The sequence below is a fragment of the Halococcoides cellulosivorans genome (assembly GCF_003058365.1).
In the GTDB taxonomy this organism is placed as follows: domain Archaea; phylum Halobacteriota; class Halobacteria; order Halobacteriales; family Haloarculaceae; genus Halococcoides; species Halococcoides cellulosivorans.
The window spans coordinates 817,909-840,862 of the sequence record NZ_CP028858.1; the positions used below are offsets into that span (position 1 = coordinate 817,909).

Below are 22,954 nucleotides of genomic sequence, written 5' to 3' on the forward strand. Positions count from 1 at the left end.
CGTGCGGTCGAGAGTCCTGGGCGCTCGCACCGATCGCGCCGTCTCGCCGGTCGTCGGGGCGGTCCTGCTCTTTGCGCTCGCGATCGCGCTCCTCGCGATCGTTCAGACGGCCGTCGTCCCCTCGCTCAACGCCCAGGCCGAGTTTCAACACCACGAGCGCGTCCAGGTAGACGTCGTCGCGCTGGACGGCGCGACCGACCGGGTCGTCGCGAGCGGCATCGGTGAATCCGTGCCCGTCGAGGCGGGCTTGCGATATCCGCCCCGGATGTTCTTCGTGAACCCGCCGCCCGTGACGGGGACGGTCCGGACGACCGAGCCGGAACCGCTCGCCATCGCGAACGCGTCGGCCGACGGCGCGGCGGGTGCGTACTGGAACGGGACGACCCGAACGTTCGACACGCGGTCGCTCGTCACCATGGCGGAGTATCACGAACACACTGCCGGGGCGACGGTGTACGACTCCTGGTCGGTGTCCAATCGCCTCACCAACGACACTGTCGTGGTGAGCGGCGACAGTGTCGTCGACGGTCGACGGGTGACGCTGACCACGCTCGACGGCGATCTCTATCGGACCTCGACGACGACCGAGACACTCGATCTCGTCCCGACGAGCGCGCCCGCCCGGACGGTGACGGTCCGGGCCACCGACGGGCCGATCACGCTGACGCTCCCAACGGAACTGACCGAGACCCAGTGGACGACCCTGATGGACGACGAGATCGACCGGACGGGCGATCGTACGAACGACCGGTACGTCAGCGAGGTTACCTGTGACCGATCGCCGCCCGATCCCTGCGGGCAGGTGACGATCACGCTCGAAGACGGAGCGCGGTACGAACTGCAACTCGGCGCGGTGGCCGTTGGCGGGAACGGAACCCACGCGACCCCGACCTACGCCGTCGATATCGCGGGTGACGAGACGAGCGTCTCCGAAAACGGCACGCGAAAACTCGTCGTCGAAACCCGCGATCAGTTCGACAACCCCGTCAGCGGCGTCGAGACGACCGCGACCCTCGACGGGCCCGGCCGACTCCGGACGCTGGAGTCCGCGACCGGCGCGGACGGCCGGGCCGCCCTCGTCTACGAGGCCCCCGAGAACGTCGCCGCCACGACCGACGTGTCGGCGACCGTGGGATTCGGCGAGCGGCCTCGCGAGCGGGTCACGTTCGATCTCCGCGTGCTCGATCTGGACGGCTCCGGGCAACGCTCGCCCACGGCGACGATCACAGCCGTCGATGACCGCTCCGCCGGCAATCAGGACCGATACGACGTGACTGCCGACCTCGCGGACGCAGACGGTGACCTCGACCGGGCGGTGTTCGAACTGCGCACCCCCGACGGCACAGTCCTCGACGACGCGACCACTCAGATCGGTGGCTCCTCGGCGACTGTCTCCGAGACCCTGCGCGTGACCGCGGTGGATCGCCACGACGAGTATCGCATCGTCGTCCGAGCGGTCGACGCGGCGGGCCACACCGCGATCGACGACCGTCTCGTGGACGGCAGCGGCTGATCGCGCTCTCACTCCATCGGCTTATCGCCGGCGTCGTCGACGAACTCGGGGCTCCCCTGGAGGATTCCGCGGAGATTCGTCAACGGGTCGCCCACCGTGATTCCGTGTTCGGTGATGTCGAACGCTCTGAGCGTCCGTTCGAAGCCGCTCATCCGCTTTTTCAATACGCCGATGGCCTTGCGCAACTCGCCGTGGACCTCGAGATACCGCAAAAAGACGATGTTGTCGGCGATATAGCTGAGGTTCCGCTCGGTCGCTTTGAATTCGCCGGTGATGTTCGTGACCTCTTCGACGAGGATGACGGTGACCCCCATGTTCTTGAGGTACCGACAGAGGGTGTGGAGCTCCTTCACGAGTTCGTCATTGTCGCCCCTCAAAGAGAGTCGGTAGCCGGCGGTCCCGTCGATCATGACGATCCGGGCATCGCGGTCCTCGACCTCCTCGCGAACCATGTTCGCGAACTCGTCAGAGGACATCGACATCGCCTCGATCTCCTCGAACTGCAGCGTCCCCCGGTCGAACATCTCTGTGACGGGAATGTTTATGGCGTTACACCGACCCGTGAACGTCGCGAGAGATTCCTCGAACTCGAAGATGACCGACCGCTCGCCCCGTCCGGCGGCCTCTTTCATGAACTGCGCACCCAGGGTCGTCTTCCCGACGCCCGTCGGCCCGCTGATGATCGTGATCGTCCCGCGTTCGAGTCCACCGTTCAACACCTGATCGATGCCGGGCACGCCCGAGGGCAGCTGGTCGGGGTCGAACTCCCGGCGGTGCGCGCTCGGTTTCAACTTCGGGTAGACGACGAGACCCTCGTCGGTCATCCGGACTGCGTGTCGCCCACCGTCCATGTCCGAGCCACGGATCTTCGCGACTTCGATCGTCCGTCCTGAACTGGTATGCTGGAGGTTGATCACGCCGTGACTGATGAACTGGAGGTCGTCGTCGGGCGTCATCGAACTGATCTGGGAGGTGAACAGGACGGTCGCATCCTGCTCTTTGAGCAACTGCATGAACCCCGTCACCTGCTTGCGAAACTCCTGGTCGTCACCGATCAGATAGCGTAACTGCGTGACGGGATCGACCAGGACCCGGTCCGGGTCCACGTTCACGACGCGGTCGCGAATCTCTGCGGTGACGGAATCGTCCTCGACTTCGTCGGCCTCGAAGACGTCGTACGACTGGTCCTCGCTGAACACCTCTGCGGTCGGCGACAGGTCGAGAAACTCGACCTCGCTGAGATCGAACCCCAGCGATTCGGCGTTGCGGGTGATATCGTCTTCGTCCTCTTCGAGATTGACGTACAGCGTCGACTCGCCGTTTTCGATCCCCTCGGTGAGAAAGTGCAGCCCCAGCGTCGTCTTGCCGGCCCCGGGTTCGCCACGGATCATGTACCCGCGACGGGGGACGAGGCCGCCGTGGAGGATGCGGTCGAGGCCGTCGATACCAGTCGAGACGCGGTCTGCGCTGGCGCTGTCGGTCATGGGTGGCGGCCGACCGGGTGTGCTGATCCGCGATCGATCGTGTGCTCCATTCCCACACTGTTATGCCGACAGTGACAAGAAGATTGGGGCGGGGTGGGGCGTCTCGGAACGATACCGATCGGACGGCGACCTGGACAGTGTCCCGTCCCACGGTTCGATCTGGACGGTGGTCCTGAGGCCCATCGGCGCCGATCCAGGTGCGTCATGTACACCACGTGCGATGGGTCTCTCCCCCGTGATTCGGTGTCGGTTCGTCCACCGACGTGGGAAGGCTCGATGGTATCCAATCGGGCGGTCGACACACCCGGCGAGTAGACTTATGCCATATTGGGTAGACTACGTGTCATGGCATTCATTCGTAACGATCGGTGTGTTTCGTCGCCTGGCCGCACTCGTGTCCATCCTCGTCAACCGATCGGCGCGCGGACTGGAGAGGGGCGATGACACCGCGTTCGCACGTGCTGTCGGTGGTCCTGGTGGTCGCCGTGGTCGCTGGCGGACTGGCGGTCGTGCCAGCGGCCAGCGCGGCCCAGGTCGACGTCGCGGCGAGTGACCTGCCAGGGTCGGGGACGAGTAGCGATCCCTACCAGATTTCCAACGCCTCGGAACTCCAGGCCATAGAAGACGATATGGGGGCGCATTACGAACTCGTCTCGGATATCGACGCATCGGGAACGAGCGAGTGGAATAGTGGGGCCGGATTTGACCCGATCGGGAACTACTCCAATCCCTTCACTGGAACGTTCGACGGGAACGGTCACGAGATCAACAATCTAACGATTAGTCGCTCTGGGCAAGACCATGTTGCTCTGTTCGGAAGTATTGAAAATTCAATAGTGACAGGAGTAAAACTCGAAAACGCCGATGTTACGGGTGATTTTCGAGTCGGTGTCTTGATTGGATATACAAAGTCTGGTACCGTTTCGGAGGTCACGGCATCAGGGACAGTTCAGGGAAGTAGTTATGTCGGCGGAATCGCCGGATATCATAACGGTGGGGAGGTCATTGCCTCGAACTCGACTGCAACTGTGGTGGGCGGAGACTATTCAGGCGGCCTCGTCGGGATCAATTTTGGATTCGTCAATACCTCGTTCGCGACGGGGGCTGTCGATGGCTCACAAAACGTGGGTGGAGTCATCGGACGAAATCTCGGCACAGTGAATACGTCGTACGCGACTGGGAGCGTGACTGGCACCTCGATGGTGGGTGGCTTGCTGGGCTCCGTCTACGGCGGCACGCAAACCAGATCCTACGCGACTGGCACTGTCTCAGGTGACTCTGACGTGGGCGGCCTCATCGGGTATTTCGACAGCGGAACGACGTCGAACGCCTACTGGGACGTGAACACGACCAGCCAGTCGTCGTCGGCCGGCGGAACTGGCCTCACGACCGCCGAAATGACCGGGACCGGTGCCGATGCGAACCTGGCTGGATTCGACTTCACGACCACGTGGGACACGAATGCGGTGGACACAGCCAACGGGTACGTGCTCCCGTATCCCACACTGACGGCCAACACGCAGGATCCGGCACCGAGCCAGACCCTGTACGCAGGCGGTGCAGGCACTGGCAGTGACCCCTACGACATCGCGAACTGGACCCATCTCGACAACGTGCGCCAGAACCTCGACGCGAACTACACCGTCGTCGCCGACCTCGACGAGACCACGTATGGCTACGATTCGGTGGCGAACGGATCCGCCAACGGCGGGCAGGGCTTCGCCCCGATCGGGAACGCCACCACGGGATTCAAGGGAACGTTCGACGGCAACGGCTTCACCATCGAAAATCTGACAATCAATCGATCGAGCCAAAGCGACGTTGGCCTGATTGGGTACGCTGATACCGGTGGGACGATCACGAACACGAGTCTCGTCGCCGTCGACGTCACGGGGTCAGGGGACGTGGGGAGTCTCGTCGGACACGCCTCGAGCGCCACGGTGACTGCGAGCAACGCGACCGGGGCCGTCACCGGGACCGGGAGCCAGTACACCGGTGGTCTCGTCGGGTACGCACAGTACAGCACGGTGAACAGGTCCTACACGGCTGTGAACGTCACTGGCCAGAACAACGTGGGTGGTCTCGTCGGCACCACTGCCGACGAGTATACAGTGATCGAACAGTCCTACGCGACCGGGACTGTGTCCGGCGACACCTGGGTGGGTGGCCTCGTCGGCGTCAATCGCGGCCCGACGAACGAATCGTACGCGATTGGCACCGTGACTGGTTCCAGTGACGTGGGCGGCATCGCCGGTCTGAATTACGGCACGATGAACGAGACCTACTGGGATGTCAGAGCGACGGGACAGACCACCTCGGCGGGCAACGCGACCGGACTCAGTTCGAGGGCGATGACTGGCCCACGCGCCTCGACGACCATGGCGGGCCTGAACTTCACGGCGACGTGGCAGACCGCCCCAGATAGCGCAACCAACGGCTACGTCGTTTCCTACCCGACGCTGCAGACCAACACACAGTCGCCGGCCCCATCCACGACGCTGTACGCCGCCGGGGACGGTACCGAGAGCGATCCGTACGACATCGCGAACTGGCATCACCTCAATAATACGCGCGAGAATCTCGCCGGCAACTTCACGCTCGTCGCCAACCTGACTGAGACGACCGACGGCTACGACTCGGTGGCGAACACCTCGGCCAACGGCGGTGCCGGATTCGCCCCGATCGGATACTACATCGACTCGGTGGACAACGATCCGTTCGCTGGGTCCTTCGAGGGCACCGGCTACGCGATTTCGAACCTGACGATCGATCGACCGACAGAGAGTCAGGTCGGTCTGTTCGGCGCTACAGGCACCAGCGCCACGATCACGAACGTCACTCTCGACGCGGTCAACGTCACTGGGGACCAGCAGGTCGGTGGCCTCCTCGGAGACAATGACGGCACGATCGACGATTCGGACGTTCGTGGCACCGTCACTGGCGTATTCAAAGTCGGTGTCCTCGCCGGCGAGAACGCCGGTACGGTCCGCGACTCGTACGCGACCGGCGATGTCAGTTCGAGTAATCGAATTGTCGGTGGGCTCGTCGGGTACAACACCGGACCGGTGACGACCTCCTATGCGACGGCGAACGTCACGGGCACCTACGCGGACGACGCCGGTGGCCTCGTCGGACAGAACGACGGCCCGGTGAACGAGTCATACGCTGTCGGGAACGTTTCCACTGGCGGCAGTAACGTCGGGGGCCTCGTCGGGAGCAACTACGCCACGGTGACTGACGCCTACTGGGACGTGAACACGACCGGCCAGACCACCTCGGCTGGCGGGACGGGGCTCACGACGCGCCAGCTTACGGCGAACACCAGCCTCGCCGGCTTCGAGTTTACGAACACCTGGAGCGTCGTGAACACCTCCGCCCAAGTTTCCTATCCGTACCTGCTGAACAACACGCAATCGCCGGCACCGGGCCTCCAGCAGGCGCCACTCTACGCTGGCGGCTCGGGCACTGCGGGCGATCCCTACGAAATCGCCACCTGGGGGCATCTCAACAACACGCGCGAGAACCTCGACGCGAACTACACCGTCGTCGCCGACCTCAACGAATCGACGACTGGCTACGATTCGGTGGCGAACGGATCCGCCAACGGCGGGGCCGGGTTCGCTCCGATCGGCGATTCCAGCACGCCATTTACCGGGACGTTCGACGGCGACGGATACATCATCGCGAACCTGACCATCGACCGGTCGAGTGAGAATTTCGTCGGTCTCTTCGGCAACGTGAGCAGTCGTGGAGCGATCGAGAACACCACTCTGGACAGCGTCTCCATCACCGGTGGGCAAGAGACCGGTGGTCTCGCTGGCCGACTGTACGGCACGGTGAATCGCTCGTCGGTTGACGGCACTGTCGACGGAACCGACTGGGTCGGCGTGGTCGTCGGCACCAACTACGGAACGGTGACCGACACGTACACGACGGGGTCGGCCACGGTGTCGACCCAGGACGTCGGCGGCCTCGTCGGCTGGAACGACGGAACGATCGAGGACTCGTATGCGAATAGCACCGTGACTGGCCCGGCGTCGTATTCTGATTCCGGGACTGGTGGGCTCGTCGGGCAGAACAAGGGGACCGTCGCACGATCGTACGCGACGGGTGGTGTGTCCACCGGCGCCGGTGACGTCGGGGGCCTGGTCGGGGTCAGCTCCGGCACGACGACCGATTCGTACTGGGACGTGAACACGACCGGTCAGGACAGTTCGGCTGGCGGGACGGCGCTGACGACCGCCGATCTGACCGGCTACTCCGCGCCCCACACCACGGCCCTTGACTTCGCGACCACGTGGGCGGTCGTGACCGACGGCGGCACCGCTTCGTACCCGTATCTGCAGGCCAACTCCCAGGCTCCCCGGCCAGGGCTGCGGACGCTGTACGCTGGCGGTTCGGGCGCAGACGCCACTCCCTACGAGATCACCGACTGGTCCGAACTCGACGCGGTCCGGGAGAATCCCGGCGCGAACTACACCGTCCTCGCCGACCTCGACGAGACCACGGCGGGCTACGATTCGTTGGCGAACGGATCCGCCAACGGCGGGCAGGGCTTCGACCCGATCGGCACCGACACAGACCGGTTCCTCGGCACGTTCGACGGCCAGGGCCACACGATCGCGAATCTGACGATCGACCGGTCGAGCGAGGATTACGTCGGTCTGTTCGGGGCCGTCGGGAAGAGCGGCGAGGGAACGGTCGTGGACCTCCATCTCGCGGCGGTGAACGTCACCGGTGACCGCTACGTCGGTGGTCTCGCTGGCGGGCACGGACGCGCAGTCCTGACGATCGAGACCGTTTCTGTCTCCGGGACGGTCGACGGGACCCGGTGGGTCGGCGGCCTCGTCGGTGCCAATCACGGCCTGATCGACACTGCCACTGCGACGGCGACGGTCGACGGGACGCGGTATATCGGTGGTCTCGTCGGGTCGAACGGCGGGACGGTGACCGCATCCGCAGCGAACGGTTCGGTCGAGGGCTCGACCGAGGTCGGTGGGCTCCTCGGAGCGAACGGTGGCACGGTGAACGAATCCCACGCGACTGGCCCCGTCACCGCGACCACTAGCGTCGGTGGTCTCGTCGGATCGAACACCGGCACGGTGAACACGTCGTACGCGACGGGGACGGTCTCGACGCCGTCGGGGAGTTCGAACCCCATCGATATCGGTGGCCTCGTCGGAACGAGCCCCGGCGGTCACGTCGAGCGCTCGAACGCGAGCGGACTCCTCGAGGCCCCGAACGCGACGCGCGTCGGTGGCCTCGTCGGATCGACCGTGGCCGAGGGTGGCCCGAAGACGGTCCTGCTGTCGAACGCGACCGGTGACGTCTCCGGTGGCGACACCGTCGGCGGACTGATCGGGACCAACGAGGGCGATCAGGTCACCGAGAGCTACGCGACGGGTGCCGTGACTGCGAGCAACGACACCGCCGGTGGCCTCGTCGGCATGAACACCGACTACGACGGAGCGAGTCTGTACAATGCGACCGTCTCGGACACCTACGCCACGGGTGCCGTGTCGGCGGGTGGCACGGACGTCGGCGGACTCGTCGGCAACAACACCGTCACGGACGGCGGCGAGAGCGTGATCGACGACTCCTACGCCGTCGGGGCCGTCTCCGGGTCAGCGTCCGTCGGCGGCCTCGTCGGCACGAACGATGGGACGGTCGCCAACGCCTACTGGGACACCCAGACGACCGAGCAAGACAGCTCTGCCGGTGGCACCGGACTCTCGACGGCGGATCTGAAAGGCTCGGCCGCGTCGGAGAACACGAATCTCGACTTTACGACCACGTGGGCCGTCATCTCCGGCGACCAGATCTCCTACCCTTATCTGTCGAACAACACCCAGTCACCAGCGCCTGGCCTGGGAGCTCCCCCAACCGAGGAGTCTGACGACACTGGGTCCAGTCGGACGGGACCGATCGTCATCGAGGATCCCGGCGACCAGACTGACCGTGGCGACCGTCGCGTCGTCCGGTCGAGGGTGGAACGTTCGGCTCCGGATGCGGCGTCGGTGACGGTGCCCGACGGATCCGCAGGAGCGACGGTCTCCGTCGACGGGAGCAACGAGACTGGCGAGGTCGAACCGCTCGCCCGGGCCGGGAACGTCTCGGTCGATGCCCTCGAACTCGACGTCGAGACCGACCGTGATCTCTGGCTGAACGTGACGACCTACGAGAACGACCGACGGCCGATCCGCGCGAACGGATCGAGTCCCGATTCCGCGTCCGCGGTGAGCGACGCGGCGCGAGCGTTCGAATCCGAGACGGGCACGGTTTCGGCGGGCTACGTCGAGGTGGCGCACAATCTGAACGAGGGCGACGTCTCAGAGGTCCGATTTAGCTTCACGCTCTCGAAGTCACGCCTCGACGCGCTCGGTGTCGACCGGGAGAACGTCACCCTGTATCGACAGGGCCCCGACGGCTGGGCCGACCTGCCGACGGAGTTCGTCGAGACGAGTGGCGACGAACACCGCTTCGCGGCGACGACACCCGGCTTCTCGGTGTTCGCGATCGGGACGGGCGCTTCGCAGTTCGAGGTGCGTGACGCCGCACTCGCCGAGTCGACGATCGAGGCCGGCGAAACGGCCGACGTCACCGCGACGGTCGAGAACCGCGGCGGGTTCGAGGCATCGACGACGATTCGCGTGACCGCGGACGGTGAGGAAGTCACGAGCGAGTCGATGACGCTCGACGGTGGCGAATCCACGTCTGTGGCGTTATCCTTCGACCGACCCGAGGGCGAGTACGACGTTGCCGTCGCGAACCAGTCGCTCGGCACACTCGTCGTCGAGGGCGTGGCGACGGCCGACCCGGACGACGATCCGACACCTGGCGGCGAGGGCCAGGGTGGTCGTCCGCTCCTCCCGATTATCGCGCTCGTCGTGCTCGTGGCGGTCGCTGTCGCCGTGGTCTACCGTCAGACTGATATCGGTGAGTGACGACCGGCGCGTCACACCAGCACGCGTTCGAGCATCTCGAAGGGGTGGACGACTTCGTGGTCGGTGCCGTGGGCCATCTGCATCGCACACGTCGGGCACTCGGTCATCCCGCGGTCGGGGTTGGCAGCCTCGATGTGCTCGAACATCTCCCGACCGACATCCATCGACGTCTCGTAATGCTCTGCTTTCCAGCCGTAGGTCCCCGAGATGCCCGAACACGAGTCACCCACGTCGACGACCTCGATGCCCTCGACCGCGTCGAAGACCTCCTCGACCTGCCGGTCGAGGCCCTGATTGCGCGAATGGCAGGGCGCGTGATAGGCCAGGCGCTCGCCATCGAGCGACCCCTCGATTTCGGCGGCCAGATCCTCGTGAATTCGCAGGTATTCGAGGGCGTCGTAGGTGTGTGCCGCGACGCGATCGACGCCGTCGAGATCGAACAGATTGGGGTACTCCTCCCGGAGCGCGAGCGAACACGACGTGCACGTACAGACGATGTCGTACCCCGCGTCGATCGCCTGGCCCAGACTGTCGACGTTCACCCGGGCGTGGCGACGGGCGTCGTCCAACCGTCCGTTCGCGAACATCGGCGTCCCCGAGCACTTCTGTCGCGGGACCGTGACCTCGTAGCCCAGCGACTCGTACACCCGAACCATCGCCTTGGCGACCCCGGTGGTGTTGAAATTCGAGTAACAGCCGTGGAAGTACGCGACGCGTTTGGCGTCGCCGTCGGAACTCTCCGCCTGCCCTCCACGCGCCTCCCGCGCTCGCCGTTTCGAGGTGGCTTCGCCACCTCGCTTTTTCCACCAGTCACGGAACGTCTGCGTCGCGAAGTCGGGAAACTCCCGTTCGCTCGGAATCTTCAGGGTCTTCTCCATCGCCCATCGGACCGCACGATTCCCCATCACCAGGTTCGCCGTCCGGGGAAACCACGACGCCAGACGCGCCGATGTCCGGTAGTTGGCGAGGATGCGATTGCGGACCTTCTCGATCGAGAGCGGTTGCTGTTCGCGGACGTACTCGGCGCGAGTCTGGTTGTGGAGCGCCGCGAACGGCACGTCCGAGGGACACGCGTCGTCACACCGCAGGCAGTTCGAACAGTCGGTGATCGAGTCGTCGATCGCGTCCTCGTCGGCGTTGAGGCGGCCCTGTTCGGGCCCCTGGAACTTCGGGCCGGGAAAGTCGTCGTCGACGGCGGCGACCGGACACTCGGCGTCGCAGGCCCCGACTTTCGTACACGCGTCGGTCGAGAGCCGGCGATCCTGAGTGCGTTCGCGATGCGGTGTGCTGTCGTCGTTCGGCCGGTCCCCGGGCCGACCAGCATCGTCCGCGTCGCTCATGCGAGCACCTCCCGGGCAGCGGCCGTTCCGGCAGCGTACCCCGTCGCGATCGAGACGCCACTACCCGAGAGCTCGGCGGCTGGGTCGAAGCCCCCGAGCACCGACCCCGCGGCCCGGAGGGTGTCGTACTCGGGCGTTCCCGACCGATCGAGCGGGCGAAGTCGATCGTCGACGGTCACGCCCGCCCGCGCGAAGGCGTGGTCGCCGAACGGGTCGGCCGCGGCCCAGGTCGGATCGTCGGGCTGGGCGACGTGACAGTCGAAAATCGACTCGCAGAGACGTCCGTCGTCGGTGATCCCACCGCCGGCGACTCCGCCCGTCGCGAGCACGACCTCGTCGGCGGCGTACGGAATCCGCTGGCCCGATCGATCGACGGAGACCCGGTCGATCGATCCACGCGTTGCGTCGAAATCGACCACTGGACGACCGGTCTCGACCCGGGCACCGGCGGCCTCGACCGCTGCGTAGAGTCGTCGCTCCAGGCGGCGGCCGAGCACGCTCGGCGGGCCCATCGGCACCTCGAAGACCGTCGCGTCGAGGCGGTCTTCGAGGGTCGCGCGCACCGCCGCGGCCTCGTCGATCCCGAGCACGGCGGGCAGGCCGATTCGCTCGGCGTCGCCGACGTGGGGCGCGATCGCGTCGGCGAGTGCGGCCCGAATGGAGCGCCCCTCGACGCGCTCGTTGCGATCGAGCAGGTGGGCGAACCGCCGCGCCGTCGGGTCGTCTCGGACCACGACGGGGAATGCGACGGTCGCGGCCCGCGCGTCGAACGCACACGATCGCGTGACGCTCGCGGCGACCGTCTCCGCGTCGAACGCCGTCTCCCGCTCGAACCCGACGAACAGTGTCGCGCGGTCGTCGCTGGCCAGCCCCGGCGCGACGCTCGCGGGGTAGCGTGCGGTCGGCTTGCATTCGCCGCCGTAGGTGACGACGAGCGCGTTCCGATCGGTGTGACCTCCGCAGTACGCCCCGCCGAGCGCGTCGTCGATCATCGCGAGGCCGCTTCGAACGGCTGATTCGCCCACTATCGAATACGGGTGCTCGGCGGGGAGGTCCTCCATCGCCGCGAATGGATCGACGACCGGTTCGTCGCTCTCGGGGAGCGACCCCAGCACGTCGAGCAGGCCGCTCGCGTGATGCAGCGTGGTCTCGGCGGCGCTCACGAGGCGCACGTCGACGCCCTCCCGCGCAGCGGCGAGCGTCGCGGTGAGCCCCGAAATCCCGCCGCCGATCACCAGGACCTGCTGGTCAATCGCCATCCTGGCCCTCCCGGTCGTGGTCGTTCGTCGGCGGCCCTCCTATTGTGTCGGGCGGACCGGCGTCGAAGGCGTCGAACGCTGTCGATCCCGTCTCGATCGGATCGCCGTCGTGGTGCATCGTCATGGCGTGCATGGCGTAGGTGATCGCGGCCTGTTCAAGCTGTTCGCCACGGAGTTCGTGGCGCTGGCCCGCCCAGCGCTCGTCGCGAAACGCCGCGAGCGCATCGCGAGCGCGGTCTGGGCCGGTCGTGCGGGCGAGTTCGCTCGCGAGGCGGTGTCCACAGAACCCGCCCTGGCAGGTGCCCATGCCTGCCCGGGTGCGGATCCGGACGGCGTCGAGGTCTGGGGCCTGCTCGATGGCGTCGCGGACTTCCGCGCGCGTGACGGCCTCACAGGAACAGACCACGGGATTGGGGCCGTCGGTGTCGAGCACGGCCTCGGTTCGGGAGCCCAGGCGCTCGGCGCTCCGGCGGGCGACCGGCGAGCGCAACTCGAACCGTTCCATCGCTCGATCGAGGTCTGCCGGGTGCTCGCTGCCCGGGAGCGCTCGCTCGGCGGTTCGGCACGCGGCACCGATCCCAAAGCGGTCCGCGAGGTGGTCGACGACCGCTTCGGCCATCAGCCGATAGGTCGTCAGCTTTCCGCCGACGATCGTCGTCAGGCCCGGACGGCCCTCATCGGCGTGATCGAGTACCGAAAAGCCCCGCGAGACGTCACTCGGGTCCTCGGCCGCCGCGGACTCGCCGTCCACCGGCCCGTCGCTCGGTTCGTACAGCGGGCGAACGCCCCAGAACGATCGGAGCATGCGCGCCGATTCGAGCGCGGGGACGAGTTCGCTCAACTCCTCGACCAGCAGATCGCGCTCCCAGCGCTCTTCGGCGTAGTCGTCGGGGTCAGCGACGCGTTCGTCGGTCGTCCCCAGGATTGCGGTCGTCTCGTGGGGCACGAGGATGTCCGCGTCACCCTTGGGCCGACAGCGGTTGATCACCGTGTCCACAGGGCGGACGTTCGTCACCGTCATCGCGCCCTTCGAGGGCGTGACCGGCACGTCAACGCCCGCCCGTGCGGCGAGGTCGCCGGCCCACGCGCCGGTCGCGTTGACGACGTGGTCGGCCCGGATCGTCGCCGTCCCCGGACCGTCGCGATCGACGCGCGCGCCGACGACGCGGCTGTCCTCGACGATCAGATCGGTCACGGGGGTGTGGGTCTCGATCCGGGCGCCGTGGGCCTCGGCGCTCACGGCGTTCGCGACACACAGCCGGAACGGATCGATCGCGGCGTCGGGCACGGCGAGCGCACGCGCAACGTCGTCCGCGAGTTCGGGTTCGCGCTGACGGGCCTCCCGGCCCGTGAGTTCGGTCGCCGGAATGTCACACGCGTCGAGGCCCGCGCGCTTGCGCTCGAAATACGCGTCGTCGTCTTCGGGCCGAGCCACGAACAGGCCATGGGTGTCCTCGATACAGTGGTCGGCGATCGATCGGAGCACGCGATTCTCGGCGATGCACTCGCGGGCGCTCTCGCGGTCGCTGACGGCGTATCGGCCCCCGCTGTGCAACAGGCCGTGCATCCGGCCCGAGGTGCCAGCGGTCAGCGTGCCGCGTTCGAGGAGTGTGACCTCGAACCCCCGCATCGCCGCGTCGCGAGCGATCCCGGTCCCCGTCGATCCCCCGCCGACGACGAGGACGTGCGGTGGCGATGGCATCGAAACACCGCCCGAAATGGCCCGAACGCACTTGACCGTTTCTCGCCGTCGGCGGTGGTTCGGAGCGGCTCCGCGAGGCAGGGCTTTTCAGGGACTCGATGCCAGCACTCCCTCGTTTCGGTGGCACTCGCGACTGTCGTGATTCGGCGTCACTCGAAGGCGTACAGGGAGTCTCCGCTCGCGATGACGACCGAATCGTCGGTCACGACCGGGTGTCGGAGGTGGCCCGGCAACGACCACGGCCCGTACTGCTCGCCAGTCTCCCGATCGAAAGCGTACAGACGGGCGTCGTCCGGGTCGCGGTCTTTGGGAGTGGGGAGCGGACTCAGTGGGCCTTGAGCGCCGACGAAGACACATTTGTCGCCGAGGGCCGGTGCCGTCCAGTAGACGGCGAACTGATCCGGCGTGACGCTCCACAGTTCCTCGCCACTCGCAAGGTCGTAAGCGCCGAACCGTCCCTCGCTGAACCCCGCGAAGACGGTTCCGTCGTGGATCGCTGGCGTGTAGGTGGCTTCGAGGTATGTTAGGTCCTCTCCGTAATCCCTTGTCGAGATCGTCCATCGGCGCTCTCCCGAGTCGATATCGACGCCAACGAGTCCACTGCTCGTCGCGACTGCCGCGACGCCGTCGGCGACGGCGGGTGCCAGTAGACGATCGTTGGCGTATGTTTGGTCCGTCTCCGGGAACGGGACCCGCCACTCGACGGTTCGGTCTTCCAGATCCAGCGCGACCAGTTCGGAAGCCTCGTCGAACAGTACCCGGTCGTCCACGACGCGTGGCGGTTCCATCCCGAGGGACCCGACCTCTGGCCACTTCCGCCAGCACTCGTCGCCGCTCTCGATCCCGTAACACCGGACGACCGAATCGAGGCCATCCGAATCTTTGTCCACAATGTAGATCTGGCCGCCCGAGACCGCTGGTGTCGACTTAACCGGTACCGGCACCTCTTCATCGTGATGGAGGAGTGTACTCGTACGGGCCTCCCAGACGGTGTTTCCAGTCGTCGGGTCGATACTGAGGAGTCGGGACTTCGAGGTTCCAGCGTACAACCGCCCGTCGACGAGCACGGCTTCGGTCGTGATCTCGTGGCCAGGCGTGACTTGCGCGGCGTGCTGTGTCCCATCCGCCGCATCGATGGCTTCGACGCCGCGCTCGCCAGCAATGAAGACGACGCCGCCAGCGGCCGACAGGTACCGATCGTCGCCGCCCGAGCGCACTGCCGTGTCCCACGCTGGCTCCACGGCGGGCCCTGGTCCGGTGACACCGGCCGCGCGACCCTGGTTGGTGACGGACCCGCGGAACGTGTCCCACCCGTCGAGAGCGCCGTCGGCCGGTAAGTCGATCGCTAGCGTTTCGGTGGGCTCGTCGTCGGTCGTCGTGGTCGGCGTCGTCTCTCGGATCACCTGGCAGCCGGACAGGCCGGCGGTGATCGCAGCGAGCAGCGTTCGACGGCGCATCGACCCAACCGAGGGCGCCCCGCTACTCATGGGTTGGTAATTCACATTGGGTGTCTGTGCCGTGCTATTCGTTGTGGCCCCAACTATTCTCTTCATCGCAGAGAATGGCCTGCTTCGTCCTGCCGTTCGGAAGGGGTGGCCGAACTGTAGTCGCTCGCTCAGTCACTCGAAGGCGTACAGGGAGTCCCCACTCGCGATGACGACCGAATCGTCGGTCACGACCGGGTGTCCGAGGTGGCCCGGCAACGACCACGGTCCGTACTGCTCGCCAGTCTCCCGGTCGAAAGCGTACAGACGGGCGTCATCCGGGTCGCGATCGCCGGGGTTGTACGGCACATTCTCCGGCCCCTGAGCGCCGACGAAGACACATCCGTTGCCGATGGCCGGTGCTGTCCAGTAGACGACGGGCGGATCTGGCGTGGCGGTCCACTGCTCCTCGCCACTCGCGAGGTCGTAAGCGCCGAACTGACCGCCGCAGAGCCCGGCATAGACGGTTCCGTCGTGGATCGCCGGTATGTAAGCATTCGGGAGTGGGGTTGAGTCCGGTATCCAACACCGTGCGGCGATCCGCCAGCGGCGCTCTCCCGTGTCGACATCGACGCCAACAAGACCACGCGTCGTCACGGCCACCGCGACGCCATTTGCGACGGCAGGCCCCAACGTCCGTGTGTTCGTGTTCGTCAGATCCGTTTCCGGAAACGGGAACCGCCACTCGACAGTTCGGTCTTCCAGACTCAGCGCGACCAGTTCGGTGCCTTCGTCGAGCAGCATCCGGTCGCCAACGACGCGTGGCGGACCCCACCCGAAAGACCCGACATCCGGCCACTCCCACCAGCACGCCTCGCCATTCTCGGTCGCGTAACAGCGAACGAAGGCACGATGCCCGTCTGGACTTCTATCCAGAATGTAGACCTGTTCATCCGTGACTGAGGGCGTCGATCCAACCGTTTTCGGCCTCTCCCTGTCGTGATAGTTGAAAAGGCTCGTACGGGCCTCCCAGACGGTCTTTCCAGTCGTCGGGTCGATACTGAGGAGTCGGGACTTCGAGGTCCCAGCGTACAGTCGCCCGTCGACGAGCACGGCCTCGGTCGTGATCTCGTGGCCCGGCGTGACCTGCGCAGCGAGCTGTGTCCCATCCGCCGCGTCGATGGCCTCGACGCCTCGCTCGCCGGCCACGAAGACGACCCCACCAGCGGCCGACAGGTACCGATCGTCGCCACCCGAGCGCACTGTCGTGTCCCAGGCAGTCTCAACGTTGGGCCCTGGTCCCGTGACGCCGGCCGCCCGGCCCTGATTGGTGACCGATCCGCGGAACGTGTCCCACCCGTCGAGAGCGCCGTCGCCCGGCAGGTCGATCGCCAGGGTGGTGGGCTCGTCCTCAGTCGTCGAGGTCGGCGTCGTCTCTCGGATCACCTGGCAGCCGGACAGGCCGGCGGTGATCGCAGCGAGCAGCGTTCGACGGCGCATCGACCCGACCGAGGGCGGCCCACTACTCATGAGTTTGGGACTCCTCCGTGCTCGGCCACGTGCCGTCGGCGCGTCGACGACCCGGCGTCAGTCTGGCTTCCGACCGACTATCGCCGCCGCGCCAGCAGCGCCGCCGCGGCGAGCACGGCGACCAGGGCGACCGCCCCACCGAATCCGGGCCCGCCAGTCGCCGTGGGCGTCGGGGTGGGGGTCTGTGTCGTCGCGGTCGGACTCGACGTCGCGACCTCCGTCGTGGTCTCGGTGGTCGGCGCTGCCGTCGTGGTCTCCTCGATTGGCGTCTGGACGGTCCCCGAACTGGTAGTTGTCGTCTCCTCATCGCCGATATCGATGGTCGATCCGAATGAGCCACTGCCCGCCGATTCCGCTGAGACGGTCGTGTTCAGCGACTCGTTGGCCGTCGCGACGGTGAGCGTGTACGTGCCGCTGTCGGCGAGCGTCGTCGACAGGTCGACCGACTCGTTCACACCGGCCGTCAGCGTCAGGTTCGTCGTCGCTTCGGTCGTCCCGTCGACGCGGAGTTCGAGCGTCGAACTCCAGTTTTGCGCGCCGAGATTCGTCACCGTACTCGTCGCCGTCACTGCGTCGCCCGCCGTCACGTCACCCGCCGCGATCGAGTCGACGCCGAAGTACCGGTCGCGCTGGGTGAGCGTGAGGTTTGCGGTCGTCGTCCCGTTCGCGGAGAGGTTCACGCTCGTCGTGTTCTCATTGTAGGCCCGCGCCGTGGCGTCGACCGTCAGCGATCGCTCGGCAGGGACGCCGGTGAGCGTGTAGCTCCCGTTCGCGTCGGTCTCGGTCGAGAGATTCGTTCCCTCGACGGTGATCGTCGCGTTCTCGACGGTGGCGCCGTCGGTGTCGGTGACGGTCCCGGTGACGGTGCCGTCGAGCGGGTCGAGGCGTTCGGTGACGGCGACGGTCTCGTTGGGCCCGACGTCGATCGTCCGGTTCGCGTCGACATAATCGGCGTTCGCGAACGCGAGCGTGTAGTTCGTCGCGCGACTCACCGGATCGAAACTCCCGTTCGCGGCGGTGGTCTGGTTGACGGTCGTTCCGTTCGAGAGCGTGACCGTCGTGTTCGCGAGGGCGGCCCCGGTCCGGTTGCTCGTGACCGTCCAGTCGACCGCACCCGGGAGCGGCACGAGTGCCTTGTCGATCGTGACGGTCTCGTTGGCCCCGACGGTGACCGACGACACTGTCGTCTCCTCGAAGTCCGGATGATCGACGGTCAGGTTGTACGCCCCCGCGGGCACGTCGAGACCGTACCCGCTCGCATCGTTGGTCGTCGAATTGACCACCGTCACGCCGTCGTACGCCGTCACGTTCGCGTTCGCGACCACGTCGCCTGTCACGTCGTCGGTGATCGTCCCCTCGATGCGTCCGGGGAGCGGATCGACCGTGATATCGGCCGTCGTGGTTGCGTTCTCGGTGACGGCGACGCCGGTCGTCTGGGTCGATTCGTAATCGGGGTGGTCGACACTGACGGTGTAGTCGTCTGCAGTCGGGACGTCGAGGCTGTACGCGCCGGTCGCGTTCGTCGATGTCGCATTCACCGCCGTCCCGTTCCAGGAGGCGGTGACCGTCGCGTTGTCGAGACCGCTTCCGGTCTCAGTCGCGGTGATCGTCCCGTCGATCTGGCCGGTATCCGCGGTCACGTTGACCGTCGCCATCTGGCTGTCGTTGCCCGTCTCGATACCGTGGGTGTACTCGCCCGCGACCACGCCGACCGGGACGGTCCAGTTCAGCCTGACGGTCGTCCTCTCTCCAGTCGCGAGCGTGACTGTCGTCGAGTTCCGGACCTGGCCGTCGAACGTGTACGCGACGGTCTGGGTGCCGTTGGCCGACCCGTCGTTGGTGATCGTCGCGCTCGTTTCGATGCGGTCGGTCTGGCTCACCGACCCGTTCGCCGAGAGATTGCTCACCGTGAAGTTGGTCGTCGCCGATTCAGCGAACGCCGAGAACTGGCTGAAACTGCCGATGCCGGTCGTGTTCAGCGTCGTGCCGTCGAGGGTACTCGTCCCCGCGGTGGTCCACTGGCTGCCGTCGTACCGATAGAATGCGAGCGTGTCGTTCTGGACGCTCTGGAGTTCAGATTTGTTCTGCTCGACCTGGAGATCCATCGCGGGGCTTGACCCCGCCCGCGAGAGGTTGAGCGTCGGGCCCACGTCGGTCAGGTTACTCGGGTGATCGCCGGGATCGCTCCCCTCGCCGAGCGAGCTATTCTGCCCACTCGCCGACAGGGTCGTCCCCGTCGCGAGCGTCAGGTTCTCGACGGCGACTGCGTCGGCCGAGACATCGTCGAACACCACCGTCTCGTTGGCGAAGCTCGGCTGGGTGACGGTCACGTTGCTGACGGTCGCCTGGGTGCCGTTGCGCAGCGCTACCTCCTGGGTGGTGTTCGTGATCGTCACGTTCTCGACTGTGACGTTCGTGCTCGGCCCCCAGCTCCCGTCGTCGACCTCGATGCCGAGCATGGCATCCTCGACTGTCAGGTTCGAGACTGTGAGGTTCGACCCGGCGGAGACGAACAGACCGTTTCTGACGAGCGTGGCCGATTCGACTGCAACGCCGTCAGTGTCAGACAGCCACAGCCCGACCAGCCGACTTCGATTCACGTTCACGTTGCTGACCGAGACGTTCTCGGCGCTGCCCACGCTAATCGAGTAGTTCGAGTCGGTGACGGTCGTCCCGTCGATGGTGCTGTGATTGGCCTCGAAGGCCAGCAGGCCATAGTTGCTCTCTGTGATCGAGTTGCTGGCAAGTTCCACCTGGTCGTCGGTCACGAAGATCCCATCACTGCTGTTCGAGACGCTGTTGTTCGAGACGGTCTCGACCGTCGCCCCGAAGATCCCAGTCGAACTGTCGGAGACGTCGTTGTCGCGGATCGTATCGACGTACCCGTTCGAGGCCGAGATGCCCGACCCCGACTGCCCGGTGACCGTGTTCGCAGCGATCCGGTCGACGCTGGCCGTACTACTCCCCGAGAGGATGATCGCCGACTCGCCCGCTGTCACCGTGTTGTCGTCGATCGACTGGATCGACCCGGACTCCGCCGCGATCCCGTACACTGGCTCGGTGGTCGCGCCGATCGCGTTGCCGTCGATCGCGTCGGCATCGCCCTCGACGAGGATCCCGATGTCGGAGACGTGATCGATCGTATTCGAACTGATCGCGGTCGCGGCCATCGGCGAGGACTGTTCGATGCCGACGGTCGCGTTCTCGATCGTCGTGTTCTGGACGCGCGCTTCGGACTGGCGGTTCACGATCCCGGTGTGGACGCCGCCCCCGTCGATCCTGAGATCCCTGACGGTGCCGTTCTGGACGCCCGAGGGCACGAATATCCCGTAAGTCGTGTTCGAGGTGCTGTTCTGGAACTCGATCGGGGCCGACCCAGCGGCCATCTCCAGGGTCACGGGCGTGCCCATGTAGTAGCCCGTGGTGATCGGATCGCCCGCGTTGTCGGGGCCGAGTGTCAGTGCCTCGGCATCACGCACGATCCGCGAACTGCTGTCGACCTGAATGGTGGTGTACGGCTCGACGAAATCGAGCACGCCCTGGAGTCCGTCCGTGTCGGGGTCTTGTGGGACGATCACCGGATCGGGGTGGATCCGCGTGGGTGTCGTCGCGGTCTGTCGGACCGTCCCGTTCGTGAAGTTGTGATCGACGCCGACCGTGCCGTAGAACCGGCTCCCGGGGTCGAAGGTGACGTTGACCCGCTCGTCGGGCCCACCCGAGAGTGTGACGTCTTGACCGTTCGAGACCGGCTGGCCCTCGACGTAGAGCGTCCCGGACTCGTATGACGCCTCGGCGTCGATCGCGAGCGTTGCGTTGTACGTCTCGACGTTCGCGGTGCGGTACGTGAGTGTCTGATTCTCGCTCGGTCGCCCGTAATGGGCGGGTGCGTCCACCAGTTCGACCTCGACGGTTCGATTCGCCGTCGAGAGATCGAGGGTCGCGTTGGCCCCTGAACTGACGGTCGTCGAGGCAGTCTGGGCCGCCCACCCGAACGGATCGATCGAGACGTTCACCTCACCGCTCGGGACGGCGAGTTCGTACGCGCCCGTCGCGTTCGTGGTCGTCGTGTACCCCGACGCGGCGGTGACGGTCGCGTTCGGCTCGGCCGTTCCGCCGACGGTGACAGTGCCGTCGATCGTCGCATCGCGCGACTCGACGGCAGCACTGGCGTTGATAATCCCCTCGCCGTAGCGGTTGTCATCCGCGTCCGGGCCGTCGGGATGCTCGGCGGTCGCCGAGAGCCGCTCGCGCACGCCCGCTTCGGAGATGGTCGGGTGTTCGGAGCGGATCAGTGCGGCGACGCCCGCGACGTGTGGCGCAGCCATGCTCGTTCCGTCGAGAGATTTGAATCCGCCCGATGCGTCGGCGCTGAGGACGCCGACGCCGGGCGCGGCGACGTCTGGGGCGTAGTAGGTATCCGGCCAGTGAGCGCGCTGGTATCGGCCCCAGCGTGAACTGCTGTCGACGAGTTTTCCGTTCGAGAAACTGGCAACGTCGCGGTTGGCGTCGACGGCTCCGACCGAGAGCACGTCGTACACTGCGGCTGGATCGTTGACGGTGTCTTCACCGGTGTTACCCGTCGCGGCGACGACGACGATGTCGGTCTGACGGGCGTTTTGCACCGGTTCGACGAATCGAGTGTCGTTCGACGTCCCGAGGCTCAACGATATCACGTCGGGCGTCGTCTCGTTGGTGATCGCCCACTCCATCCCGGCGAGGATCGAGGCGAACGTGCCGCTGCCCTCGTCGTTGAGCACCTTCCCGTGCAGGAGCGTCGCGTTCGGGGCGACGCCGTAGTGGGCCCCGCTATCGGTGGTGTTGCCGACGACCGTGCCGCTGACGTGAGTCCCGTGGCCGTGCCCGTCGTTGGGGGTCGTGCCTGCCCGGGAGCCGTCGGCGTCGAACTCCGCCCAGTGTGTCGGCGCGAGTTCGGGATGGGCCGTCGTGTTGACGCCGCTATCGAGCACGGCGACCGTCGCCGACCCACCGCGCTGATCGTACGTCTCCCAGACCTCCGAGGCGTTGATCATGTCGAGGCCGTACGTCCCATCTGCACCGTTCGACAGCGTCGCTGACGCCGTCGGACTCTCCGAGGGCGTCGCTCCGCCGACGGCCGGTCCCGTGTCGTGTCGGGCCGACGGGCCGGTGTCGGCCGACACCCCGCCAGCAGTCCGGGTCGACGACGCGGTGACGCGGACGTTCTCGTGGAGGCGAGTGACGTGGGCGACACCAGCGAGGGCGTCGAGACTGACGCGGTCGGTGTCGACGCGGACGAGTTTCGCGTTCGCGATCCAGAAGTCTCGTTCGATGGTCACGCCATCGTGGGCCACGGCGAACTGATCGAACGCCGACTGTGTGTCCGCCGCGTGGGCTTTGAGCGCTGTCGTCGCCTGCCGATCTCGTCTGAGATCGGCGTCCTGGAAGCGAACGACTAGTTCGACGGTGCCTGTTCGATCGATGTCGTCATCGATCGACGCGTCGGTGGCTCCGTCGTGGCTGTACTCGTCGGGGTCGAGGTCGTCGTCGGGTGGCTCTGGCAGTGGCGCGGTGGTCGATTGCTCGGCGGACGCGGAGCCTCCGCCCGCTCCAACGGGCGTGAGCGCCACGCTGCTTACCATCACGACGACGAACAGGAGTGCGATCGATCGGGTCATGGGTCGTGTCGGCGGTCACCACCGGTCCGATTCGAGGAGTGCGGATCTCCAATCGTGCGAGTGGGCGTCGATAACCGAGCCATCACCGCCGTACGTGTTGATTC

General features: G+C 66.3%; 9 protein-coding genes. 2 read left to right on the top strand and 7 right to left on the bottom strand.

Annotation, left to right across the window (positions count from 1 at the left end; translation table 11 throughout):
- Window position 1 precedes the first annotated feature (1 nt).
- Window positions 2-1,513 carry a hypothetical protein gene (locus HARCEL1_RS03930; RefSeq protein WP_108381288.1) on the top strand — a complete coding sequence of 504 codons (1,512 nt, stop codon included), beginning with the start codon at window positions 2-4 and terminating at the stop codon, window positions 1,511-1,513.
- Between the two features lie 8 nt (window positions 1,514-1,521).
- Here HARCEL1_RS03930 and HARCEL1_RS03935 read toward each other — a convergent pair whose 3' ends face one another.
- A complete protein-coding gene (locus tag HARCEL1_RS03935; RefSeq protein WP_108381289.1) occupies window positions 1,522-2,997 on the bottom strand; it encodes an ATPase domain-containing protein in 1,476 nt (491 codons plus the stop codon).
- A 1,157-nt stretch (window positions 2,998-4,154) separates the two neighbouring features.
- Between HARCEL1_RS03935 and HARCEL1_RS03940 the strand changes: the two genes are divergently transcribed.
- Window positions 4,155-9,941 (top strand): GLUG motif-containing protein, encoded by a 5,787-nt coding sequence (locus HARCEL1_RS03940; protein ID WP_159077008.1) that lies wholly within the window; start codon window positions 4,155-4,157, stop codon window positions 9,939-9,941.
- 11 nt (window positions 9,942-9,952) lie between these two features.
- Here HARCEL1_RS03940 and HARCEL1_RS03945 read toward each other — a convergent pair whose 3' ends face one another.
- The 6 genes from HARCEL1_RS03945 to HARCEL1_RS03970 all read right to left on the bottom strand — a co-directional run bounded on the left by HARCEL1_RS03945 (window position 9,953) and on the right by HARCEL1_RS03970 (window position 22,850).
- Complete coding sequence (locus HARCEL1_RS03945; RefSeq protein WP_108381291.1) at window positions 9,953-11,281, bottom strand: anaerobic glycerol-3-phosphate dehydrogenase subunit C; 1,329 nt, start codon at window positions 11,279-11,281, stop codon at window positions 9,953-9,955.
- A complete protein-coding gene (glpB, locus tag HARCEL1_RS03950) occupies window positions 11,278-12,540 on the bottom strand; it encodes a glycerol-3-phosphate dehydrogenase subunit GlpB (RefSeq protein ID WP_108381292.1) in 1,263 nt (420 codons plus the stop codon). The genes HARCEL1_RS03945 and glpB overlap by 4 nt, the downstream gene beginning before the upstream one ends.
- On the bottom strand, window positions 12,530-14,242 hold the full coding sequence (glpA, locus tag HARCEL1_RS03955; RefSeq protein WP_108381293.1) for an anaerobic glycerol-3-phosphate dehydrogenase subunit GlpA: 1,713 nt from the start codon (window positions 14,240-14,242) through the stop codon (window positions 12,530-12,532). Before glpA ends, glpB begins: the two co-directional genes overlap by 11 nt.
- A gap of 149 nt (window positions 14,243-14,391) precedes the next feature.
- Window positions 14,392-15,699 (bottom strand): PQQ-binding-like beta-propeller repeat protein, encoded by a 1,308-nt coding sequence (locus tag HARCEL1_RS03960; RefSeq protein ID WP_159077009.1) that lies wholly within the window; start codon window positions 15,697-15,699, stop codon window positions 14,392-14,394.
- 162 nt (window positions 15,700-15,861) lie between these two features.
- A complete protein-coding gene (locus tag HARCEL1_RS03965) occupies window positions 15,862-17,196 on the bottom strand; it encodes an outer membrane protein assembly factor BamB family protein (protein ID WP_108381295.1) in 1,335 nt (444 codons plus the stop codon).
- Between the two features lie 77 nt (window positions 17,197-17,273).
- Complete coding sequence (locus HARCEL1_RS03970) at window positions 17,274-22,850, bottom strand: S8 family serine peptidase (RefSeq protein WP_108381296.1); 5,577 nt, start codon at window positions 22,848-22,850, stop codon at window positions 17,274-17,276.
- Window positions 22,851-22,954: the final 104 nt, after the last annotated feature.